General features: G+C 63.1%; 16 protein-coding genes. 15 read left to right on the top strand and 1 reads right to left on the bottom strand.

From position 1 onward, the window contains the following. Positions 1-56: 56 nt before the first annotated feature. Positions 57-1,004 carry a SphA family protein gene (locus tag AC1RDQ_RS22515; protein ID WP_492588169.1) on the bottom strand — a complete coding sequence of 316 codons (948 nt, stop codon included), beginning with the start codon at positions 1,002-1,004 and terminating at the stop codon, positions 57-59. Positions 1,005-1,212: 208 nt separating this feature from the next. On the opposite strand from AC1RDQ_RS22515, the gene AC1RDQ_RS22520 reads away from it, so the two are divergent. From AC1RDQ_RS22520 to AC1RDQ_RS22590, 15 genes are all read left to right on the top strand, one after another. Beyond that, positions 1,213-2,253, top strand: a complete 1,041-nt coding sequence (locus AC1RDQ_RS22520; RefSeq protein WP_492588170.1) for an AraC family transcriptional regulator — start codon at positions 1,213-1,215, stop codon at positions 2,251-2,253. A gap of 233 nt (positions 2,254-2,486) precedes the next feature. Further along, a complete protein-coding gene (locus tag AC1RDQ_RS22525) occupies positions 2,487-3,374 on the top strand; it encodes a Dyp-type peroxidase (protein ID WP_489338642.1) in 888 nt (295 codons plus the stop codon). Positions 3,375-3,390: 16 nt separating this feature from the next. Then, a complete protein-coding gene (locus tag AC1RDQ_RS22530; protein WP_492588171.1) occupies positions 3,391-4,374 on the top strand; it encodes a Gfo/Idh/MocA family protein in 984 nt (327 codons plus the stop codon). 220 nt (positions 4,375-4,594) lie between these two features. Continuing rightward, a complete protein-coding gene (locus tag AC1RDQ_RS22535; protein WP_492588172.1) occupies positions 4,595-5,347 on the top strand; it encodes a GntR family transcriptional regulator in 753 nt (250 codons plus the stop codon). After that, a complete protein-coding gene (locus AC1RDQ_RS22540; RefSeq protein ID WP_492588173.1) occupies positions 5,344-7,074 on the top strand; it encodes a fumarate reductase/succinate dehydrogenase flavoprotein subunit in 1,731 nt (576 codons plus the stop codon). Before AC1RDQ_RS22535 ends, AC1RDQ_RS22540 begins: the two co-directional genes overlap by 4 nt. 24 nt (positions 7,075-7,098) lie before the next feature. Beyond that, positions 7,099-7,344, top strand: a complete 246-nt coding sequence (locus tag AC1RDQ_RS22545) for a 4Fe-4S dicluster domain-containing protein (RefSeq protein WP_008050632.1) — start codon at positions 7,099-7,101, stop codon at positions 7,342-7,344. 213 nt (positions 7,345-7,557) lie between these two features. Further along, the gene (locus AC1RDQ_RS22550; RefSeq protein WP_492588174.1) at positions 7,558-8,964 is read left to right on the top strand and encodes an ABC transporter substrate-binding protein; all 1,407 of its coding nucleotides are present in this window, start codon (positions 7,558-7,560) and stop codon (positions 8,962-8,964) included. Positions 8,965-9,101: 137 nt separating this feature from the next. After that, positions 9,102-9,884: an ABC transporter permease gene (locus AC1RDQ_RS22555; protein ID WP_150815123.1), complete on the top strand. Its 783-nt coding sequence runs from the start codon at positions 9,102-9,104 to the stop codon at positions 9,882-9,884. Next, complete coding sequence (locus AC1RDQ_RS22560; protein ID WP_154859768.1) at positions 9,884-10,732, top strand: ABC transporter ATP-binding protein; 849 nt, start codon at positions 9,884-9,886, stop codon at positions 10,730-10,732. Before AC1RDQ_RS22555 ends, AC1RDQ_RS22560 begins: the two co-directional genes overlap by 1 nt. After that, positions 10,729-11,691, top strand: coding sequence for a HEAT repeat domain-containing protein (locus tag AC1RDQ_RS22565; protein ID WP_492588175.1), 963 nt, complete (start codon positions 10,729-10,731; stop codon positions 11,689-11,691). Before AC1RDQ_RS22560 ends, AC1RDQ_RS22565 begins: the two co-directional genes overlap by 4 nt. Then, positions 11,688-11,966 (top strand): DUF971 domain-containing protein, encoded by a 279-nt coding sequence (locus tag AC1RDQ_RS22570; protein WP_218497292.1) that lies wholly within the window; start codon positions 11,688-11,690, stop codon positions 11,964-11,966. The genes AC1RDQ_RS22565 and AC1RDQ_RS22570 overlap by 4 nt, the downstream gene beginning before the upstream one ends. Before the next feature lie 165 nt (positions 11,967-12,131). After that, positions 12,132-12,749 carry a transcriptional repressor LexA gene (lexA, locus tag AC1RDQ_RS22575; protein ID WP_007987463.1) on the top strand — a complete coding sequence of 206 codons (618 nt, stop codon included), beginning with the start codon at positions 12,132-12,134 and terminating at the stop codon, positions 12,747-12,749. Then, entirely contained in the window at positions 12,749-13,366 is a 618-nt protein-coding gene (gene imuA / locus AC1RDQ_RS22580) for a translesion DNA synthesis-associated protein ImuA (RefSeq protein ID WP_492588176.1), read from the top strand. Before lexA ends, imuA begins: the two co-directional genes overlap by 1 nt. A 7-nt stretch (positions 13,367-13,373) precedes the next feature. Next, positions 13,374-14,789: a Y-family DNA polymerase gene (locus AC1RDQ_RS22585; protein ID WP_492588177.1), complete on the top strand. Its 1,416-nt coding sequence runs from the start codon at positions 13,374-13,376 to the stop codon at positions 14,787-14,789. Then, positions 14,765-17,863 (top strand): error-prone DNA polymerase, encoded by a 3,099-nt coding sequence (locus AC1RDQ_RS22590; RefSeq protein ID WP_492588178.1) that lies wholly within the window; start codon positions 14,765-14,767, stop codon positions 17,861-17,863. Before AC1RDQ_RS22585 ends, AC1RDQ_RS22590 begins: the two co-directional genes overlap by 25 nt. Positions 17,864-17,995: the final 132 nt, after the last annotated feature.

Here is a 17,995-nt window from a genome sequence, read left to right on the forward strand (position 1 = left end):
GTTGGAATGCATCCCCCCCTGTGGGAGCGAGCTTGCTCGCGATGGCGTCAGTTCAGTCAAAACGCATACGGAATGCTGACCTTGGCCCAAAGCATTTCCCCTTCAGGCCGGTTTTCCACGTCGAACTCCTTGGCCCAGCGAATCTCCGCGCTGGCGTATTCGAGAAAGGTCCAGTGCAGCGCCGGACCAATGGCAAACACCTGGCCGCGCACCCCGTCGTTCACGTCCTGGCCATTGAACTGCACGGTGTGGCCGAACTGTTTGTCGTCGGTGGTTTGCTTGAGGTAGTAGCCGTTCAACCCGAGCATCAGGTCGTCGGTGATCTTGAAACTGGCGGAATAATCGAAGTGGAAAATCTGCCCCGACTTGTAGTCGGTGTCCTTGTTTTTCTCGTTGAAACTGTAGGTGGTCTTCATCGACACCTCGGTTCTGTCCGTCGGCAGCCAGGTGAAGGAGAACAACGGTTTATAGGTGTAGAAGTTGTTGCTGGTGTTGGCCAGGCGGTCAACGCTGTACTCGCCGGTCGGCACGGTGATTTCGATGGCGGCGCCGAGGGTCAGGTTCGGGCCCATGTCCCAGAGAATGATCGGCGCAAACGTTGTGTCACCCATGCCTTCACGGGTGTCCTGCGGCAGTCCGAACACCGAGACTTCCTGCTTGAGCCAGGGCTGCGCGATGTAGCCGGCCAGCCGGCCGCCAAACACGCGCACCGGGCTGAGGTAATCAAGGCGCGGAATGACCGCCGTGGACTCGATCTCGACGTTCGGCACCTTGCCGCCGAGCGAGCTGATATTGAGCTTCGTGGCTTTGTAGTGGTTGTAGTAGAGGTTGAACGCAACCATGTTGTCCGGAAGGCTGTCGGGCGAAAGCGGCAACACGAAAAAGCCGTCGGTGCCGGTGCCGATGTTGTCCACGCCAGTCTCGGTGGCCAGTGCCGGTTGCAGGGCGCAGACGCCGGCCAGGCCAATGACCGTCAGGGGGAGTGTCGTGCGGGTCGGGATCATGGGTGTACTCATTATTATTGTTGTCGGGCTGTCCGGCATCCATACGAGGGCCGCAACATAGAAATAAGCTGTCTGCGCCCTGCAAGGCAGGGTATTGGCGGCCATTTAGGGGGACTTCTGCGGACAGTCTTTGAGCCCTGTGCTAACTTCCTTCGACATAACCGGTTACAAAAATAAGAATGCAGCTCGACCCGGAATGTATAGCCCCATGCAAATGAAAGTGATCGATCCCACCTTTGAACTGGCGCTGGTGTCGCCGTTTCTCCTGCAGACCCTGGCCGAAGTCGCCGAGCAAAAAGGCATCCACCCCGAGAGCCTGTGCCGAGGGTTGGGCTTTACCTTTGAAGACCTGCAGGACCCGGCGCAGCGCATTTCCCATCGCCAGGCCGTGGCCATGATTCAACGCGCGCTCAAGGCCTTGCCCAATCAGGGGCTGGGCTTGTGGGTCGGCGCGCAGAATGTGCTCGGCACGCTGGGGTTGTTGGGGCATGTGTTGTCGCTGTGCAAGACCCTGCGCGATGCCTTCGAACTGGGCATTCGCCATCAACACACCTCTGGCGGCATTGTCGTGTCGAGTGTGGAGGAGGCGGGGGATCGGGTGTTTATCGACGTTGAATGCCGCTTGCCGTTCGCCGACGTGCAGTTGTTCGCGGTCGAGGAGTTTTTCGCCAGCCTGCTGGTGTATGGCCGGGCGCTGGTCGGGGCGGATTTCAAGCCGACGGCCGTGGAGTTCGTGCATGCCGCGCCGGACTATCTCGGCGAATATTCGCGCCTGCTGGGGCCAGACGTGCGTTTCGGTTGCCTGCAAAACCGCATGGTGATCGATGCGCATTGGCTGGACGTTCAGTTGCCCAATCACCATTCCCTGGCCCTGCGCCAGGCCGTGAAATTGCTCGAACTGGAAGCCGCGCAGGTGCATCAGAAAATGGATCTGATCCAGGCGGTGGAACGGGCGATTGCCCGGGACCTGACCGAGGGCAGCCACATCGAGAAAATCGCCGGCGACCTGAACATGAGCAGCCGCACCTTGCGCCGCCGCCTCACCGAACATGCGCTGACGTTCGAAACGCTGCTGGAACAAGTGCGCCAGGCCCGCACCATGAGCCTGCTGGCCAACCCGGACATGTCCATCGAACGCATCACCGAGGAAGTCGGCTACAGCGACGTGCGCAGCTTTCGCCGGGCTTTCAGGCGCTGGACCGGCAAGAGCCCGAGTGCGTTTCGCAACGAAAGCCCCGGCGTGGTTTGATCTTCTGTGGCGAGCGGGCTTGTGTGGCGAGGGGGCTTGCCCCCGTTGGGTTGCGAAGCAGCCCCAAAACCTGGCGACTCGGTATGACTGAAAATGCAGGGGAGCGCTACGCGCTCCAACGGGGGCAAGCCCCCTCGCCACAGAAGCCCCCTTTGCCACAGGTTCCTGGCCTCTGACGGCACACAAACCCTCGTACTCCGGTTAAACTCCATGCTCTTTTTCAAGGAGTTCATATGAGTCATTACCAGCCGGGCATTCTCGCCACCCCCGTTCCGCCTCAAGCTCGCCATATGTTCTTCGCCCTCGAATCCGTTGCGGCACTGCCGGCCGCGCTCGACAACTTGATGCAACTGGTGGACGGGAAATCGGCTGTCGTCGGCTTCGGCGAATCCCTGGTCAAGGCGCTGGATGGGCAGATCGAAGGCCTGCGCACTTTCCCGGCACTGACTGGCGTCGGCGTCGACAATCCGTCGACCCAACACGCGCTCTGGTGCTGGCTGCACGGTGAAGACCGTGGCGAATTGCTCAACCGCAGCAACGCCATCTCGGCGGCACTGGCCCCGGCGTTGCGCCTGGTGCAGATGAACGAAACCTTCCGCCACATGACCGGCCATGACCTGACCGGCTACGAAGATGGCACCGAGAACCCCCACGACGCAGCCGCCGTGACCGCCGCCCTGGTGGGTGAGGGCGCGGACGGCATGGTGGGTGGCAGCTTCGCCGCGATCCAGCAGTGGCAGCATGACTTGAAAGGTTTCCATGGGCTGTCGGCGGATGAAAAAGACAACATCATGGGTCGCCGCTTGAGCGATAACGAAGAGATCGACGACGCGCCGGTTTCCGCCCACGTCAAACGCACCGCCCAGGAAAGCTTTGCGCCTGAAGCCTTCGTGGTGCGCCGCTCGATGCCGTGGATCGAAGGTGACCGTGCCGGCCTGATGTTCCTGGCCTTCGGTTTTTCCCTCGACGCCTTCGAAGCCCAACTGCGCCGCATGAGTGGCCTGGAAGACGGCATCACCGACGGTCTGTACCGCATCAGCCGTCCGATCACCGGTGGCTACTACTGGTGCCCGCCGCTCAAGGACGGTCGACTGGACCTGCGCGCATTGCGCGTCGGCTGAGCCGCAAGGAGTGCCTATGAACCTGGTGCGCTGGGGCATGATCGGCTGTGGCAGTGTCGCTGAACGCAAAAGCGGGCCGGCCTTCTACAAGGCGCCCGGATCGGCGTTGGTCGCTGTGATGGGCCGGCGCCTGGAAGCCGTCACCGACTACGCCACGCGCCACGGCATCGCTCGGGTCTACACCGATGCGCAGGCGCTGATCAACGATCCCGAGGTCGACGCGGTGTACATCGCCACGCCGCCCGACAGCCATCACGCCTATGCTTTGCAAGTGGCCGCGGCCGGCAAGCATTGCTGCGTGGAAAAACCGATGGCGCTGAATGCCGGGCAAAGCCGTGAAATGCAGCAGGTGTTTGCCGATGCCGGGTTGCACCTGTTCGTGTCCTATTACCGACGTTCGCTGCCACGCTTCCGGCAAGTGCGGCAATGGCTGGAAGAGGGGCGGATCGGCGAGGTCCGGCACCTGAGCTGGACCCTCACCAAAGCCCCGTCGGCAGCGGACCGGAGCGGCACCGATAACTGGCGCACCGACCCGGCAATTGCCGGTGGAGGTTACTTCGCCGATCTGGCCAGCCATGGCCTGGACCTGTTTCAGTACCTGCTCGGCGATATCGTCGAAGTTGCCGGGTTCACTGCACGGCAGGCCGGCTTGTACGCGGCCGAAGACGCCGTCAGCGCCACTTGGCGGTTTGCCGGCGGGGCACTGGGGATGGGCTGCTGGAACTTCGTTGCAGACCGTCGCGAAGACCGGGTCGAAGTGATTGGCAGCAAAGGCCGGATCACCTTTTCAGTGTTCGATGAACACCCGGTCGAACTGCACGCCGACGAGCTGCACGCTGGCGAGCACCTCAGCCTGACCATCGAGCATCACGCACACATTCAGTGGCACCACGTATTGGGCATGAATGCGCATATTCGTGGCGAGACGCAGCACCCCGCCGTGGCCGAGCAGGCGCTGAAGACCGATTGGGTCATGGACCAGATTCTCAAGCGCCACTGATTCTTCAGATCACACATAACCCCCTGTGGGAGCGGGCTTGCTCGCGAATGCGGTTCAACATTCAACATCTGAGTTGACTGACACACCGCCTTCGCGAGCAAGCCCGCTCCCACATTTGTTCTTGCTTCGTACTTCTAACCTTATGCGCATTCGGTATTTCTCAACCCTGTCATAACTTATCTAAGATCACGTCATAACTCGTTATAACAAGTGATCTGCCATGACCGATAACGTTCTATCCCTGAGCAGCGTCCCGTTGCACACCCAGCTGCGAGATGTGCTGCGCGCCCGCATCCTCGACGGCGAATACCCGCAAGACAGCCAGATGCCTTCAGAAAGCGAACTTGGCGCGTTGTTCAAGGTCAGCCGCATCACCGTGCGCCAGGCCTTGGGCGATCTGCAAAAGGAAGGGCTGATCTTCAAGATCCACGGCAAGGGCACTTTCGTCGCCAAGCCGAAAACCTTCCAGAACGTCAGCACCCTGCAAGGCCTGGCCGAGTCCATGACCAATCGCGGCTATGAGGTGATCAACCGCCTGCGCAGCTTCAAATTCATTGCCGCCGACAAGCTCGTGGCCGAGCGTTTGCAGGTCGCCGAAGGGGAGGTCGTGGCGCAGATCAAACGTGTGCGCCTGATCAATCGCGAGCCGGTTTCCCTGGAAATCACTTACCTGCCCAAGGCCATTGGCGAGCGCCTGGAAAAAGCCGACCTGGTCACCCGCGATATTTTCCTGATCCTGGAAAACGACTGCGGCCTGGCCTTGGGGCACGCCGACCTGGCCATCGATGCGGTACTGGCCGACAGCGACCTGACCCACGCGCTGAACGTTGAACCTGGCTCGCCGATCATGCACATCGAACGCCTGACCCACGATGTCGACGGTCGGCCGCTGGACTTCGAACACCTTTACTACCGTGGCGATGCCTTCCAGTACCGCCTGCGGATCGACCGGCAAAAAGGGGAGCAGGCATGACCCGAAGCACTTTGGAGCAGGAATACGACATCGTCGTGATCGGCGGCGGCACCGCCGGCCCCATGGCGGCGATCAAGGCCAAGGAACGCAACCGCGACCTGCGGGTGTTGTTGATCGACAAGGCCAACGTCAAGCGCAGCGGCGCGATCAGCATGGGCATGGACGGCCTGAACAACGCGATCATTCCCGGCCACTCGACGCCGGAGCAGTACACCAAGGAAATCACCATCGCCAACGACGGCATCGTCAATCAGGCCGCGGTGTACGCCTATGCCACCCACAGTTTCGAAACGATCGAACAACTGGACCGCTGGGGCGTGAAGTTCGAGAAGGACGAAACCGGTGACTACGCGGTGAAAAAGGTCCACCACATGGGCGCTTATGTGTTGCCGATGCCGGAAGGGCACGACATCAAGAAAGTCCTCTATCGGCAGTTGAAGCGCGCACGGGTGAGTATCACCAATCGCCTGGTCTGCACCCGATTGCTGACGGATGAAGAGGGCGCGGTCAACGGCGTGATGGGCTTCGACTGCCGCACGGCGGACTTCCACGTAATCAAGGCCAAGGCCGTGATCCTCGCTTGCGGTGCCGCCGGACGCCTGGGGTTGCCGTCTTCGGGCTACCTCATGGGCACCTACGAAAACCCGACCAATGCCGGCGACGGCTACTCGATGGCCTACCACGCCGGGGCCGAACTGGCGAACCTGGAATGCTTCCAGATCAACCCGCTGATCAAGGACTACAACGGCCCGGCCTGCGCCTACGTGACCGGCCCCTTGGGCGGCTACACCGCCAACAACAAGGGCGAACGCTTCATCGAGTGCGACTACTGGAGCGGGCAGATGATGTGGGAGTTCCATCAGGAACTGGAAAGCGGCAATGGCCCGGTGTTCCTCAAACTCGATCATCTGGCCGAGGAAACCATCCAGGACATCGAAGAGATCCTGCACAGCAACGAGCGTCCGAGTCGCGGCCAGTTCCACGCCAATCGCGGCACCGACTACCGCACGCAGATGGTCGAGATGCACATCTCGGAAATCGGTTTTTGCAGCGGGCATTCGGCGTCGGGGGTGTGGGTCAACGAGAAGGCCGAGACCTCGGTCAAGGGTTTGTACTCGGCTGGAGACATGGCTGCGGTGCCGCACAACTACATGCTCGGTGCGTTTACCTATGGGTGGTTCGCTGGCCAGAACGCGGCGGATTTTGTCGCCGGGCACGAGTTTTCAGCGCTGGATGCCCGGCAGATCGAAACCGAAAAACAACGGGTCTACGCACCGCTGGAGCGTGAGCACGGCCTGCCGCCAGCCCAGGTCGAATACAAGCTGCGGCGCTTGGTCAACGACTACCTGCAACCGCCGAAAGTGACCAGGAAGATGCAGATCGGCCTGCAGCGCTTCAGCGACATCCAGCGCGATCTCGACCAGATCAAGGCGCACAACGCCCACGAGCTGATGCGCGCCATGGAAGTCAGCATGATCCGCGACTGCGCCGAAATGGCCGCCCGCGCTTCATTGTTCCGCGCCGAAAGCCGCTGGGGGCTTTACCACCATCGCGTCGATCACCCGCAACGCAACGACCGCGACTGGTTCTGCCATTGCCACCTGAAGAAAGACGAAAACGGTTTGATGAGCAGTTTCAAGAAAGCCGTCGAGCCTTACATCATCCCGCTCGATGCCGACGAGATGCAGGCCTACGACCGGCTGCGGGTCGGCGCGGATGCCGCCTGAGCATCACTCAAGAGAGACTGTGAAATGGCCTATCAAGCCCAGGAAATTTTCTTCCGTTCCAACGCCCCCGTCACCGTCGACGAGGACAAATGCATCGCCCACAAAGGCTGCACCGTGTGCGTCGACGTCTGCCCGATGGACCTGCTGGCGATCAACCCCGCCACGCAAAAGGCCTACATGGCGTTCGACGAATGCTGGTACTGCATGCCCTGTGAAAAGGACTGTCCGACGGGTGCGGTGAAAGTCGAAATCCCGTACCTGCTGCGCTGAAATACTGTCCCTGTGGGATCGAGGCCAGTCGCAAGTCCTGCATACACCAGAAAAACCTGTGGGAGCGAGCTTGCTCGCGATGAGGCCAGCTCGAACAACCCAAAACGCCATCCGGCACCACCGGACGCCTGATTCAAGACACCCCTCGTTTCCCACCGCGCCCTGATCGTGGCGGAGACGAACATCCTATAAATGATTCGAGGGGAAACACTCATGATGTTGCGTGCAGCTTTGGCCGGTCTGGTACTGGCTTCATTCACCCTGTCGGCCTCGGCCGAAACCATCCGCATTGCCATCGGTACCCAGGACACCACCATCAACTGCGCCGCCGGCGGATTGTTGATTCGCGAACTCGGGCTGCTGGACAAATACCTGCCCCACGATGGCCCCTACAAGGACGCCCAATACGAGGTGCAGTGGAAAAACTTCACCAGCGGCGCCCCCCTGACCAACGAAATGGTGGCCGGCAAACTCGACTTCGGCGCCATGGCCGACTTCCCCGGCGCGTTCAACGGCGTGGCGTTCGAAACGGCGGGCAAGCACAGCCTGTTTATCAGCGTGCTGTCGGGCAGCATCAAGGGCAGTGGCAACGGCATCGTGGTGCCAAGCGCATCGGGTGTGCAGTCGCTGGCAGAGCTGAAGGGCAAGACCATTTCCGTGCCGTTCGCTTCCACCGCCCATGGCATGCTGTTGCGCGCCGTCGCGGCCCAGGGCTGGGACCCGCTCAAGGACGTGAACATCATCGCCCAGCCGCCGGAAGTCGCCGGCTCCGCGTTGCAGGCCGGCAAGATCGATGCTCACGCTGACTTCGTGCCCTTCGCCGAACTGTTCCCCAGCCGTGGTTTCGCCCGCAAGATTTATGACGGCGCCCAGGCCAACGCGCCGACCTTCCACGGTGCGCTGGTCGATCAGGCCTATGCGAAAAAGTACCCGGAAATCGTCGTCGCTTACCTGCGGGCGAGTATCGAAGCCAACCAGCTGCTGGCGGCTGAGCCGGAGAAATACAGCGAGTTGATCGCCAAGGTCACCGGGGTCGATGCCGAGGTCAATTATCTGTTCCATGGCCCACTCGGTGTGCAGACCCGCGACCTGAGCTGGAAGCCGGAATACCGTCAGGCCGTGGGCACCGCCATCGATACCCTCAAGTTGTTGAAGAAGGCCGATCGCGGTCTGGATCTCAACACCTTCATTGACGACCAATACATCCGCGCCGCCTTCAAGGCCTCGAACCTGGACTACAGCGCGCAACTGGCCAGTTACGGGCAGGCGCCGCTCAAGGCCGTCGATGCCGCCAGCGGTCAAGCCATCACCGACTTCAGCCACGTGGCGGAAATCTGGGTGCGCGGCGAGCCGAAAGTCCGCCAGTACGCCTCGGCGCAAGCGGCGTTTGCCGCGCTGGCCAGCCTCAAGCAGGAAGGCCGGAGCATCCGCGCGGTGTACGCCCAGGCCAGTGACAGCGGGATCAAGCTGCTGGCGGATCAGGCGTGGTTTGCCACCGACGGGAAAGGGCAGCTGAGCGCGTTCCTGCTCAAAGGCCAGGCCCAACAGTTCGCCACGGCGCAGGGTGGCAAGGTCCTCGACTTCACTGATGCCACTGCCCAGGCCGTGGCTGTTCGCTAATCCCAAGTACCCCTCGGGCAAATGTGGGAGCGGGCTTGCTCGCGAATGCGGATCAACATTCAACATCTGAGTTGACTGAAACACCGCTTTCGCGAGCAAGCCCGCTCCCACAGAGATCTTGGTTGTGAGGAGGAATTGTGTACCTATCATCTATACGCTGGATCCCCAGAGCCGCATCCTTGCTGCTCTGCCTGCTGTTCTGGCAACTCGCCGCCAGCCACCACTGGAACCTCGGCCTGGTGACCTTCGCCAACGTCCCGACACCCGTGGCGGTCATTGAAGCCGCCCTCGGCCTCGGCGACTCGGGCAAGCTCGCCCAGCACCTGGGCAGCAGCCTCGGCCGGGTGTTCGCCGGTTACCTCGCGGCGCTGATCATTGGCGTGGCCCTGGGCCTGGCCATCGGTCGCTCGAAATGGGCCGAAGATCTCTTGCTACCACCCCTGGAAGTGCTGCGCCCGATCCCGGCAGTGGCGTGGATTCCCCTGGCGATCCTGATGTTTCCCTCATCCGAACTGTCGATGGTGTTCATCACCTTCACCGGCGCATTGTTCCCGATCCTGCTCAACACCGTGCACGGCGTCGAAGGCGTCGATCCGCGGCTGATCGCCTCGGCGAAAAGCCTCGGGGCAGGGCGCCGGGCCATCCTGCTGGAGGTCGTTCTTCCGGGCGCTGCGCCCAGCATCATCACCGGCCTGGCCATTGGCATGGGCACTTCGTGGTTCTGCCTGGTGACGGCGGAAATGATCTCCGGCCAATTCGGCATCGGCTATTACACCTGGGAGTCCTACACAATCCAGAACTACGCCGACATCGTCGTCGGCATGCTGCTGATCGGCGTGCTCGGGATGGGCAGCAGCCTGTTGATCAAGCGTCTGGGCGGGCTTTTCACGCCTTGGCATCGGCCTCGAGGAAAAGCCTGATGAGCGTTTTTCAACACCTGGAAGGGCGTATCGACATTCGCGGGCTGTCAATCAGCCTGGGCGAGGGGGGCGCGGCTTTCGAAGCGGTACAGGGCCTCGACTGCCAGATCGAGCCAGGGCAGTTCGTGTGCATTCTCGGGCCGTCCGGTTGCGGCAAGTCCACCTTGCTCGGCGCCCTGGCCGGCCACCTGCAACCGCGCACCGGCACGCTGAATGTCGATGGCGCAGCGGTGTCGGGCCCATCGCCCCAGCGCGGCATGGTGTTCCAGCAGCACACACTGTTTCCTTGGCGCACGGTGCGTGACAACGTCGCCTTCGGCCTGAAAATGCGCGGCGTCGGCAAGGCCGAACGGCACAAGGCGGCGGATGAAATCCTCGCCCTGGTGGGCCTCGAAGGTTTTGCCGGGCGCTGGCCCGACCAGCTCTCCGGCGGCATGCAGCAACGGGTGGAAATTGCCCGGGTGCTGGTCAACCGTCCGCGCCTGTTGTTGATGGACGAACCCTTTGGCGCCCTCGATGCCCTGACCCGGTTGAACATGCAGGAACTGCTGCTGGACATCTGGACGCGCATCCGCACCACCGTGGTGTTTGTCACCCATGACATCGACGAAGCGCTGTTCCTCGCTGATCGCCTGTTGGTCATGAGCTCGCGCCCCGGGCGAATCATCGAAGACCTGCGCCTGGACTTCCCCAGGCCGCGCAGCACGGAACTGATGACCCGCCCTGAATTCTCGCACCTCAAGCGCCATTGCCTCGAACTCCTGCGCCACGAAGACGGTCGGCAACTGCCACGCTTGAATCCGCTCGGTCTTCCCCCTGAAAACAAACTGCCGCGATTTGCCCTATGACCTCACTATTCGATGTAACCGATAACGACGACATTCTTGCCCTGCAACCGCGCCTGACCGATGACGACCCCGGCGTACGCCGGATCGCGCTGATCGAACTGGCCGATCTCGAGGAGCCGGATGGCCTGCAGTGGTTGATCAATCGACTGGCCGAAGACCCGATTGCAGACGTTCGCGCCGAAGCCGCGCGGTTGCTGGAAGCCTGGGAGGACGAGCCCGTAGTCGAGGCGTTGTGCCAGGCGCTGACGGATCCATCCCCGGCGGTGCAGGCGGCCGCAGCGCAGAGCCTTAGCCTGCTCAAGAGTGAAGCGGCGGGCCGGGTCATTCTGCCGTGGACCGGGCACGCCGACAGCGGTGTACGCATCGCCGCGTTCAGGGCGTTGCGCGAGTTGCGTTGCCCCGATGCCGCCACGGCGGCTGCCGCTGCATTGGACGATGAAAGCGCCAGCGTGCGCCGCGAGGCGGTGGGCGTGCTCGGCTGGCTCAAGCAACTCGATGCCTTGCCGGCCCTGGCGCGGTTGGCCAGCGCTGACCCGGACACTGAAGTTCGGCGTGCCGCCACCGGGGCGGTGGGCCTGGCGTCTGACGCGCAGGTGCTGCCGGCCCTGCGCCAGGCCTTGCGCGACGCTGCCTGGCAAGTCCGCGAAGAAGCCGCCACCACCCTGGGCAAGGTCGGCCACCTCGACGCCGGCCCGGCCCTGATCGACGCCTTGGGCGACGATTACTGGCAAGTGCGTCTGCGCGCCACCCGCAGTCTCGGTCGCTTGCGTTATGGACCGGCGCTCGATGCGTTGATCGACACCCTCGGCCACCGCATCAGCAACCTGCGCAAGGAAGCCGCCCTGGCCCTGGGTGAATTGAACGACTCGCGGGCCATCGCGGCATTGCAGGCCGCGCAGGACGACGGCGACCCGGAAGTGCGCAAGGCCGTGCGCATTGCCTTGAGTCAACTGCAATGAATCCGCTGGCGGTGGGTAATTCACGGAGCAGACAACAACTGCGCCTGAGTTGGCCGGATGGCCGCGAACAGTGGCTGGACCACGCCGAACTGCGCCGGCATTGCCCGTGTTCGCAGTGCCGGGCGTTTCGTATGCGGGGGCTGACGCCGATGGTTGATGGGCGGGTTCGGGTTATCGAATTGCACTCGCAGGGGTATGGACTGCAACTGGTCTTCAGCGATGGCCATGAGCGCGGGATTTATCCGTGGGCGTATCTGGCGCAACTCACCTCTTGAGTCACTGAAATCCAATGTGGGAGCGAGCTTGCTCGCGATGCGGCCCGGTCAGTCGACACATATGTTGAATGAAAGACCATCGCGAGCAAGCTCGCTCCCACAGGTCACTGGTCCTGCCACCAGATGATTGACGGTCCTTGCCAGGCAAAAGCCAAAAGAGTACAAATGTACTCCATGACGACTCTGACTCCCCGCCGTACCGCCATCCTGACCTTTATCCGCGATCGCATCGCCGAGCACGGTCAGCCTCCGAGCCTCGCTGAAATCAGCGAGGCGTTCGGTTTTGCCTCCCGCAGCGTGGCGCGCAAGCATGTGCTGGCGCTGACCGAAGCCGGGTTTATCGAGGTCAACCCGCATCAGGCCCGGGGCATTCGCCTGCTCGGGCAGCCGCCGCGTCCCGAGTTGCTGGACATCCCGGTACTCGGCCGGGTGGCGGCCGGTGCGCCGATTGGGGCCGATGCGGAGGTCCATAGCCGCTTGCTGCTCGATCCGTCGATCTTTTCGCGGGTGCCGGACTACATGCTGCGGGTCCGGGGTGACTCGATGATCGAGGACGGCATTCTCGATGGCGATCTGGTGGGCGTGCACCGCAACCCCGAGGCGCTCAATGGCCAGATCGTCGTGGCGCGGCTCGACGGCGAAGTCACCATCAAGCGCTTCGAGCGGGTCGGCGATGTGGTTCGCCTGCTGCCACGCAACCCGGCCTACCAGCCGATCATTGTCGAGGCCGACCGGGACCTGGCCATCGAAGGCGTGTTCTGTGGCCTGGTGAGGCAAGGCTGATGGGTGCCGTCGTTGTGCTGGATACGCTGTTCAATGGCGGCCAGGTCTGGAAGGGCCGGCCTGCGCCACCGGCCGCCAGCCCGCAACCCACCGGGCATGCCGCGCTGGACGCTGCATTGCCCAGCGGAGGCTGGCCGGAGGCGGCGCTGACGGAAATCCTCTTGGCCGGGCAGGGCGTGGGCGAGTTGCAACTGGTGTGGCCGACGCTGGCACGGCTGTCGGCGGCGGGCGAGCGCATCGTGCTGGTGGCGCCGCCTTATATGCCGTATCCCCAGGCGTGGCAGGGTGCTGGGGTCGATCTGCGTCAGTTGTCGATCATCCAGGCCAGCGAGCGCGATGCGCTGTGGGCCGCGGAACAATGCCTGCGTTCGGGCAGTTGCGGCGCGGTGCTGTGCTGGCCGCACAAGGCCGATGACCGTGCCTTGCGCCGCTTGCAGGTGGCGGCGGAAACCGGCCAGACCCTGGCCTTCGCCTATCGCCCCCTCAGTGAAGCGATCAATCCTTCGCCGGCGGCCCTGCGCATTGCCATCGATGCCCGACCGGCACAACTGCGCGTGCTCAAGTGCCGCGGCGGCCTGGCCCGTTCGGCGCCGATTGCCTTCGCCGTGGGGCATTGAGGTTGCCATGCGCTGGGTCTGCATTGTTTTCCCGCAATTGGCGCTGGACGCGGTACTGCGTCAGCGCGCCGATCCCGAGGAACCCCTGGCGTTGCTGACCGGCCCGGCCCAGCGCCGGGTGCTGCAGGCCGTCAACGGCGCAGCGCGGGCGCTGGGTTTGCGTCCCGGCCAGTCCATGAGCGCGGCACAGGCCTTGAGCAAAGGCTTTGTCACGGCCGAATACGACGCCGCTGAAATCGAACACTGGCAGCAGTTTCTCGCCGCCTGGGCCTATCGCTTCAGTTCCCAGGTCAGCGTGCATTACCCCCGGGCCGTGGTGTTCGAGATCGAATCCAGCCTCGGTTTGTTCGGCGCCTGGCCGCAATTCGAAGCGCTTTTGCGCCGTGAGCTCGGCGAACTGGGATTTCGGCACCGCATCGTGGCCGCGCCCAACCCGGTGGCGGCGCGGGTGCTGGCCAACGCCTATGACGGTCTGGTGGTGCCGGACGATCAAGCCTTGCAGCATCACCTGGGGCAAATGCCTGTCGACCGGATCGGCCTCGAAGCCTCGGTCGCCACGGCCTTGTCGCGCATGGGCTTGCGCACCTTGAGCCAGGTGCAGGCACTGCCCCGGCATAGCCTGGCCCGGCGTTTCGAGGCTCAGGTGCTCAAGCATCTGGATGCCCTGTCGGGTTTGCGGCGGCTGGCGCTGGCGTTTTACCTGCCGCCGGACCGCTTCGATGTGCGGATCGAGCTCAATTTCGATGTGCAGTCCCATCAAGCCTTGCTGTTTCCGTTGCGCCGGTTGACCGGCGACCTGTCGGCGTTCCTCTGTGGTCGCGACAGCGGCGTACAGCGTTTCGACCTGCATCTGGAACACGCCGGGTTGCCGGATACGCTCATCAAGGTCGGCCTGCTCAGCGCCGAGCGCGATCCGGCGATGCTCTTCGAACTGGCCCGGGGGCGATTGGAGCAAGTCCAGGTCGAGGCGCCGGTGCGCGGCTTTCGCTTGCGCGCCGAGGATTTGCCGGCCTTCGTGCCCCAGCATCGGGAACTGTTCGACGATCGCCCGCAGCAGTCCTTGCCCTGGGAGCAACTGCGCGAACGCCTGCGTGCACGGTTGGGGGATGACGCGGTGCATGGCTTGGGTTTCCAGGCCGATCACCGTCCCGAGTGCGCGTGGCAGGCCAGTGCCGACAGCCAGCCTTGCGCGGTGCCGGCCGCCGTGAAACGGCCGGGCTGGCTGTTGACTGAACCCTTGGCCGTGCATCAGGGCTCGGCGCGCATCCTCATGGGGCCGGAGCGTATCGAGTCCGGCTGGTGGGACGGTGACGACGTACGCCGTGACTATTACCTGATCGAAACCCGTGCCGGCCAGCAGGGCTGGGCCTACCGGGCGGTCGGTGAGGATGGCCCGTTGTGGCTGCAGGGCTGGTTCGCATGAGCATCGACTATGTCGAACTGCACTGCCTGTCGAACTTCAGCTTCCAGCGCGGTGCCTCCAGTGCCCTCGAGCTGTTCCAGCGCGCGAAAAAACAGGGTTATCAAGCCCTGGCGATCACCGACGAATGCACCCTGGCGGGCATCGTTCGCGCCTGGCAAGCGGCGAAGTCCGTGAAGTTGCCGCTGATCATCGGCAGTGAAATACGCATCGAGAACGGTCCGAAACTGGTGCTGCTGGTGGAGAGCCTCGAGGGTTATCAGGCGCTGTGCCGATTGATCACCTGCGCCCGGCGCCGCACGCAGAAAGGTCAGTATCAAGTGCTGCGCGAAGACTTCAGCGAACCGTTGCCGGGCCTGTTGGCGTTGTGGGTGCCGGACGCTGTCGATGCCTTTGAACAGGGGCGCTGGCTCAAACAGGTCTTCGCCGAGCGCGTGTGGCTGGCGGTGCAGTTGCACCGCGGTCAGGACGATGCCCGGCGCCTGAACGATCTGCTGAGCCTGGCCAGGGAGTTGCGTATTGCGGCCGTGGCCAGTGGCGATGTGCACATGCATGCTCGCGGCCGGCGCGCCTTGCAGGACACCATGACCGCGATCCGTCATCACCTGCCGGTGGCCGATGCCGGGCTGCGCCTGCATCCCAACGGCGAACGCCATCTGCGCAGCCTGGACGTGCTGGGGGAACTTTATCCGCCCGGCTTGCTGGCAGAAACGCTGAACATCGCCCGGCGCTGCACCTTTGATCTTGGCCAGTTGCGTTATCAATATCCTCGCGAACTGGTGCCAGAAGGGCACAGCGCAGAGTCCTGGCTGCGGGCGTTGACCGAGCGAGGGATGCGCGAGCGATGGCCCGACGGTGCAAGCGAAAAGGTTCGCGGGCTGATCGACAAGGAGCTCGGGCTGATCGCCGAGCTGGGTTATGAAAGCTATTTCCTGACCGTTCAGGACATCGTCGCCTTCGCCCGGCGCGAGAAGATTCTCTGCCAGGGCCGAGGCTCTGCGGCCAACTCGGCGGTGTGTTTCGCCTTGGGCATCACCGAGATCGACCCCGAGCGAATGAACATGCTGTTTGAGCGCTTTCTCTCCAGGGAGCGCAACGAGCCACCGGATATCGATGTGGACTTCGAGCACGAACGCCGCGAAGAAGTCTTGCAGTACGTGTTCCAGCGCTATGGTCGAACCCGCGCGGCACTGACAGCCGTGGTCAGCACTTACCATGCGGCCGGTGCGGTGCGCGATGTGGCCAAGGCGCTGGGTTTGCCGCCAGACCAGATCAATGCCCTGGCCGATTGCTGTGGTCACTGGAGTGATGAAACGCCGCCCGTGGAGCGCCTGCGTGAAGGCGGTTTCGACCCTGAAAGCCCGGTGTTGCGTCGGGTGTTGAGCTTGACACAGCAACTGATCGGCTTCCCCCGGCACCTGTCCCAGCACCCCGGCGGCTTCGTCATTTCCGAGCAGCCGCTCGATCACCTCGTGCCGGTGGAAAACGCCGCGATGGCCGAGCGCACCATCATCCAGTGGGACAAGGACGATCTCGATGCGGTCGGGTTGCTCAAGGTGGATATCCTGGCCCTGGGCATGCTCAGCGCGATTCGTCGTTGTTTCGACTTGCTGCGCCGTCATCGCAACCGGGACTTGAGCCTGGCAACGGTGCCCTCCGAGGATTCACAGACCTACGACATGATCGGTCGTGCCGATACCATCGGCGTGTTCCAGATCGAGTCCCGGGCGCAAATGTCGATGCTGCCCAGGCTCAAGCCCCGCAAGTTCTATGACCTGGTGATCGAGGTGGCCATCGTTCGCCCCGGACCTATCCAGGGCGGCATGGTGCATCCGTACCTGCGTCGTCGAAACAAGGAAGAGCTTGAAACCTACCCCTCCGAAGAGTTGCGGGAGGTGTTGAAACGCACCCTTGGCGTGCCACTGTTTCAGGAACAGGTGATGCAGATCGCCATCGTCGCCGCCGACTACAGCCCTGGCGAGGCCGACCAGCTACGCCGCTCCATGGCTGCCTGGAAACGCCACGGCGGGCTCGAACCGCACAAGGATCGACTGGCCGCCGGCATGAAGAAAAAAGGCTACACGCCGGAGTTCGCCGCGCAGATCTTCGAGCAGATCAAGGGCTTTGGCAGCTACGGTTTTCCCGAGTCCCACGCGGCCAGTTTTGCCTTGCTGACTTACGCCAGTTGCTGGTTGAAATGCCACGAGCCGGCGGCCTTCGCTTGTGCGCTGATCAACAGTTGGCCGATGGGGTTCTACAGCCCGGACCAGATTCTGCAGGACGTCAGGCGCCATCATTTGCAGGTTCGCCCGGTGGACGTGCGCACCAGCGACTGGGATTGCAGTCTGGAACCGATCAGCGGTGCGCAACCGGCGATTCGCTTGGGGCTACGCATGATCAAGGGCTTTCGCGAGGACGATGCCCGACGCATCGAGGCGGCACGCTCCAAAGGGGCGTTTGCCGACATTGCCGACCTCGGCGAACGGGCGCGACTCGATGCCCGCGCCCAGGAGCAACTGGCCGATGCGGGCGCGTTGCGTGGCCTGGCCGGCGACCGGCATCGGGCACGTTGGGAAGTGGCCGGGGTACAAAAACAGCTCGGCTTGTTCGCCGGCCTGCCGAGCCGGGAGGAGGACGCGGTGTCGTTGCCAAAGCCCACTGTGGGCGAGGACCTGCAAGCCGATTACGCCAGTGTCGGCACCACCCTCGGGCCGCATCCGTTGGCCCTGTTACGCGGTGAGTTGAAGGCGCGGCGCTGCCGCAGTTCGAAGGAGTTGCTGGACGTCGAGCACGGTCGGCCAGTCAGCGTTGCCGGGCTGGTCACCGGCCGACAACGTCCGGCCACCGCCAGCGGCGTGACGTTTGTCACCCTTGAGGACGAGTTCGGCAACGTCAACGTGGTGGTGTGGCGCGACCTGGCCGAGCGTCAGCGCCAGGTGCTGGTTGGCTCGCAGTTGCTCAAGGTCGATGGGCGCTGGGAGAAAGAGGGCGAGGTGCGGCATCTGATAGCCGGACGCTTGAGTGACCTGAGCCCGTTGCTGGATGGCATTACTGTGCGCAGCCGGGATTTTCATTGATCTGCTGCGGGAGCTTTTGTGGCGAGGGGGCTTGCCCCCGTTCGGCGGCGAAGCCGTCGTAAAACCGTTGAATGCGGCGTGCCTGAAATTATTGCGGTGATTGGTTTGGGGGCTGCTTCGCAGCCCAACGGG

This window comes from Pseudomonas sp. GW823-FHT02E01 (assembly GCF_058797535.1).

Coding starts and splice junctions, on each gene's coding strand:
- AC1RDQ_RS22535 (WP_492588172.1), top strand. CDS start 4,595: ATGACCGATAACGTTCTATCCCTGAGCAGCGTCCCGTTGCACACCCAG.
- AC1RDQ_RS22585 (WP_492588177.1), top strand. CDS start 13,374: ATGCGCTGGGTCTGCATTGTTTTCCCGCAATTGGCGCTGGACGCGGTA.
- AC1RDQ_RS22515 (WP_492588169.1), bottom strand. CDS start 1,004: ATGATCCCGACCCGCACGACACTCCCCCTGACGGTCATTGGCCTGGCC.
- AC1RDQ_RS22540 (WP_492588173.1), top strand. CDS start 5,344: ATGACCCGAAGCACTTTGGAGCAGGAATACGACATCGTCGTGATCGGC.
- AC1RDQ_RS22525 (WP_489338642.1), top strand. CDS start 2,487: ATGAGTCATTACCAGCCGGGCATTCTCGCCACCCCCGTTCCGCCTCAA.
- AC1RDQ_RS22520 (WP_492588170.1), top strand. CDS start 1,213: ATGCAAATGAAAGTGATCGATCCCACCTTTGAACTGGCGCTGGTGTCG.
- AC1RDQ_RS22570 (WP_218497292.1), top strand. CDS start 11,688: ATGAATCCGCTGGCGGTGGGTAATTCACGGAGCAGACAACAACTGCGC.
- AC1RDQ_RS22545 (WP_008050632.1), top strand. CDS start 7,099: ATGGCCTATCAAGCCCAGGAAATTTTCTTCCGTTCCAACGCCCCCGTC.
- imuA (WP_492588176.1), top strand. CDS start 12,749: ATGGGTGCCGTCGTTGTGCTGGATACGCTGTTCAATGGCGGCCAGGTC.
- AC1RDQ_RS22530 (WP_492588171.1), top strand. CDS start 3,391: ATGAACCTGGTGCGCTGGGGCATGATCGGCTGTGGCAGTGTCGCTGAA.
- AC1RDQ_RS22565 (WP_492588175.1), top strand. CDS start 10,729: ATGACCTCACTATTCGATGTAACCGATAACGACGACATTCTTGCCCTG.
- AC1RDQ_RS22560 (WP_154859768.1), top strand. CDS start 9,884: ATGAGCGTTTTTCAACACCTGGAAGGGCGTATCGACATTCGCGGGCTG.
- lexA (WP_007987463.1), top strand. CDS start 12,132: ATGTACTCCATGACGACTCTGACTCCCCGCCGTACCGCCATCCTGACC.
- AC1RDQ_RS22550 (WP_492588174.1), top strand. CDS start 7,558: ATGATGTTGCGTGCAGCTTTGGCCGGTCTGGTACTGGCTTCATTCACC.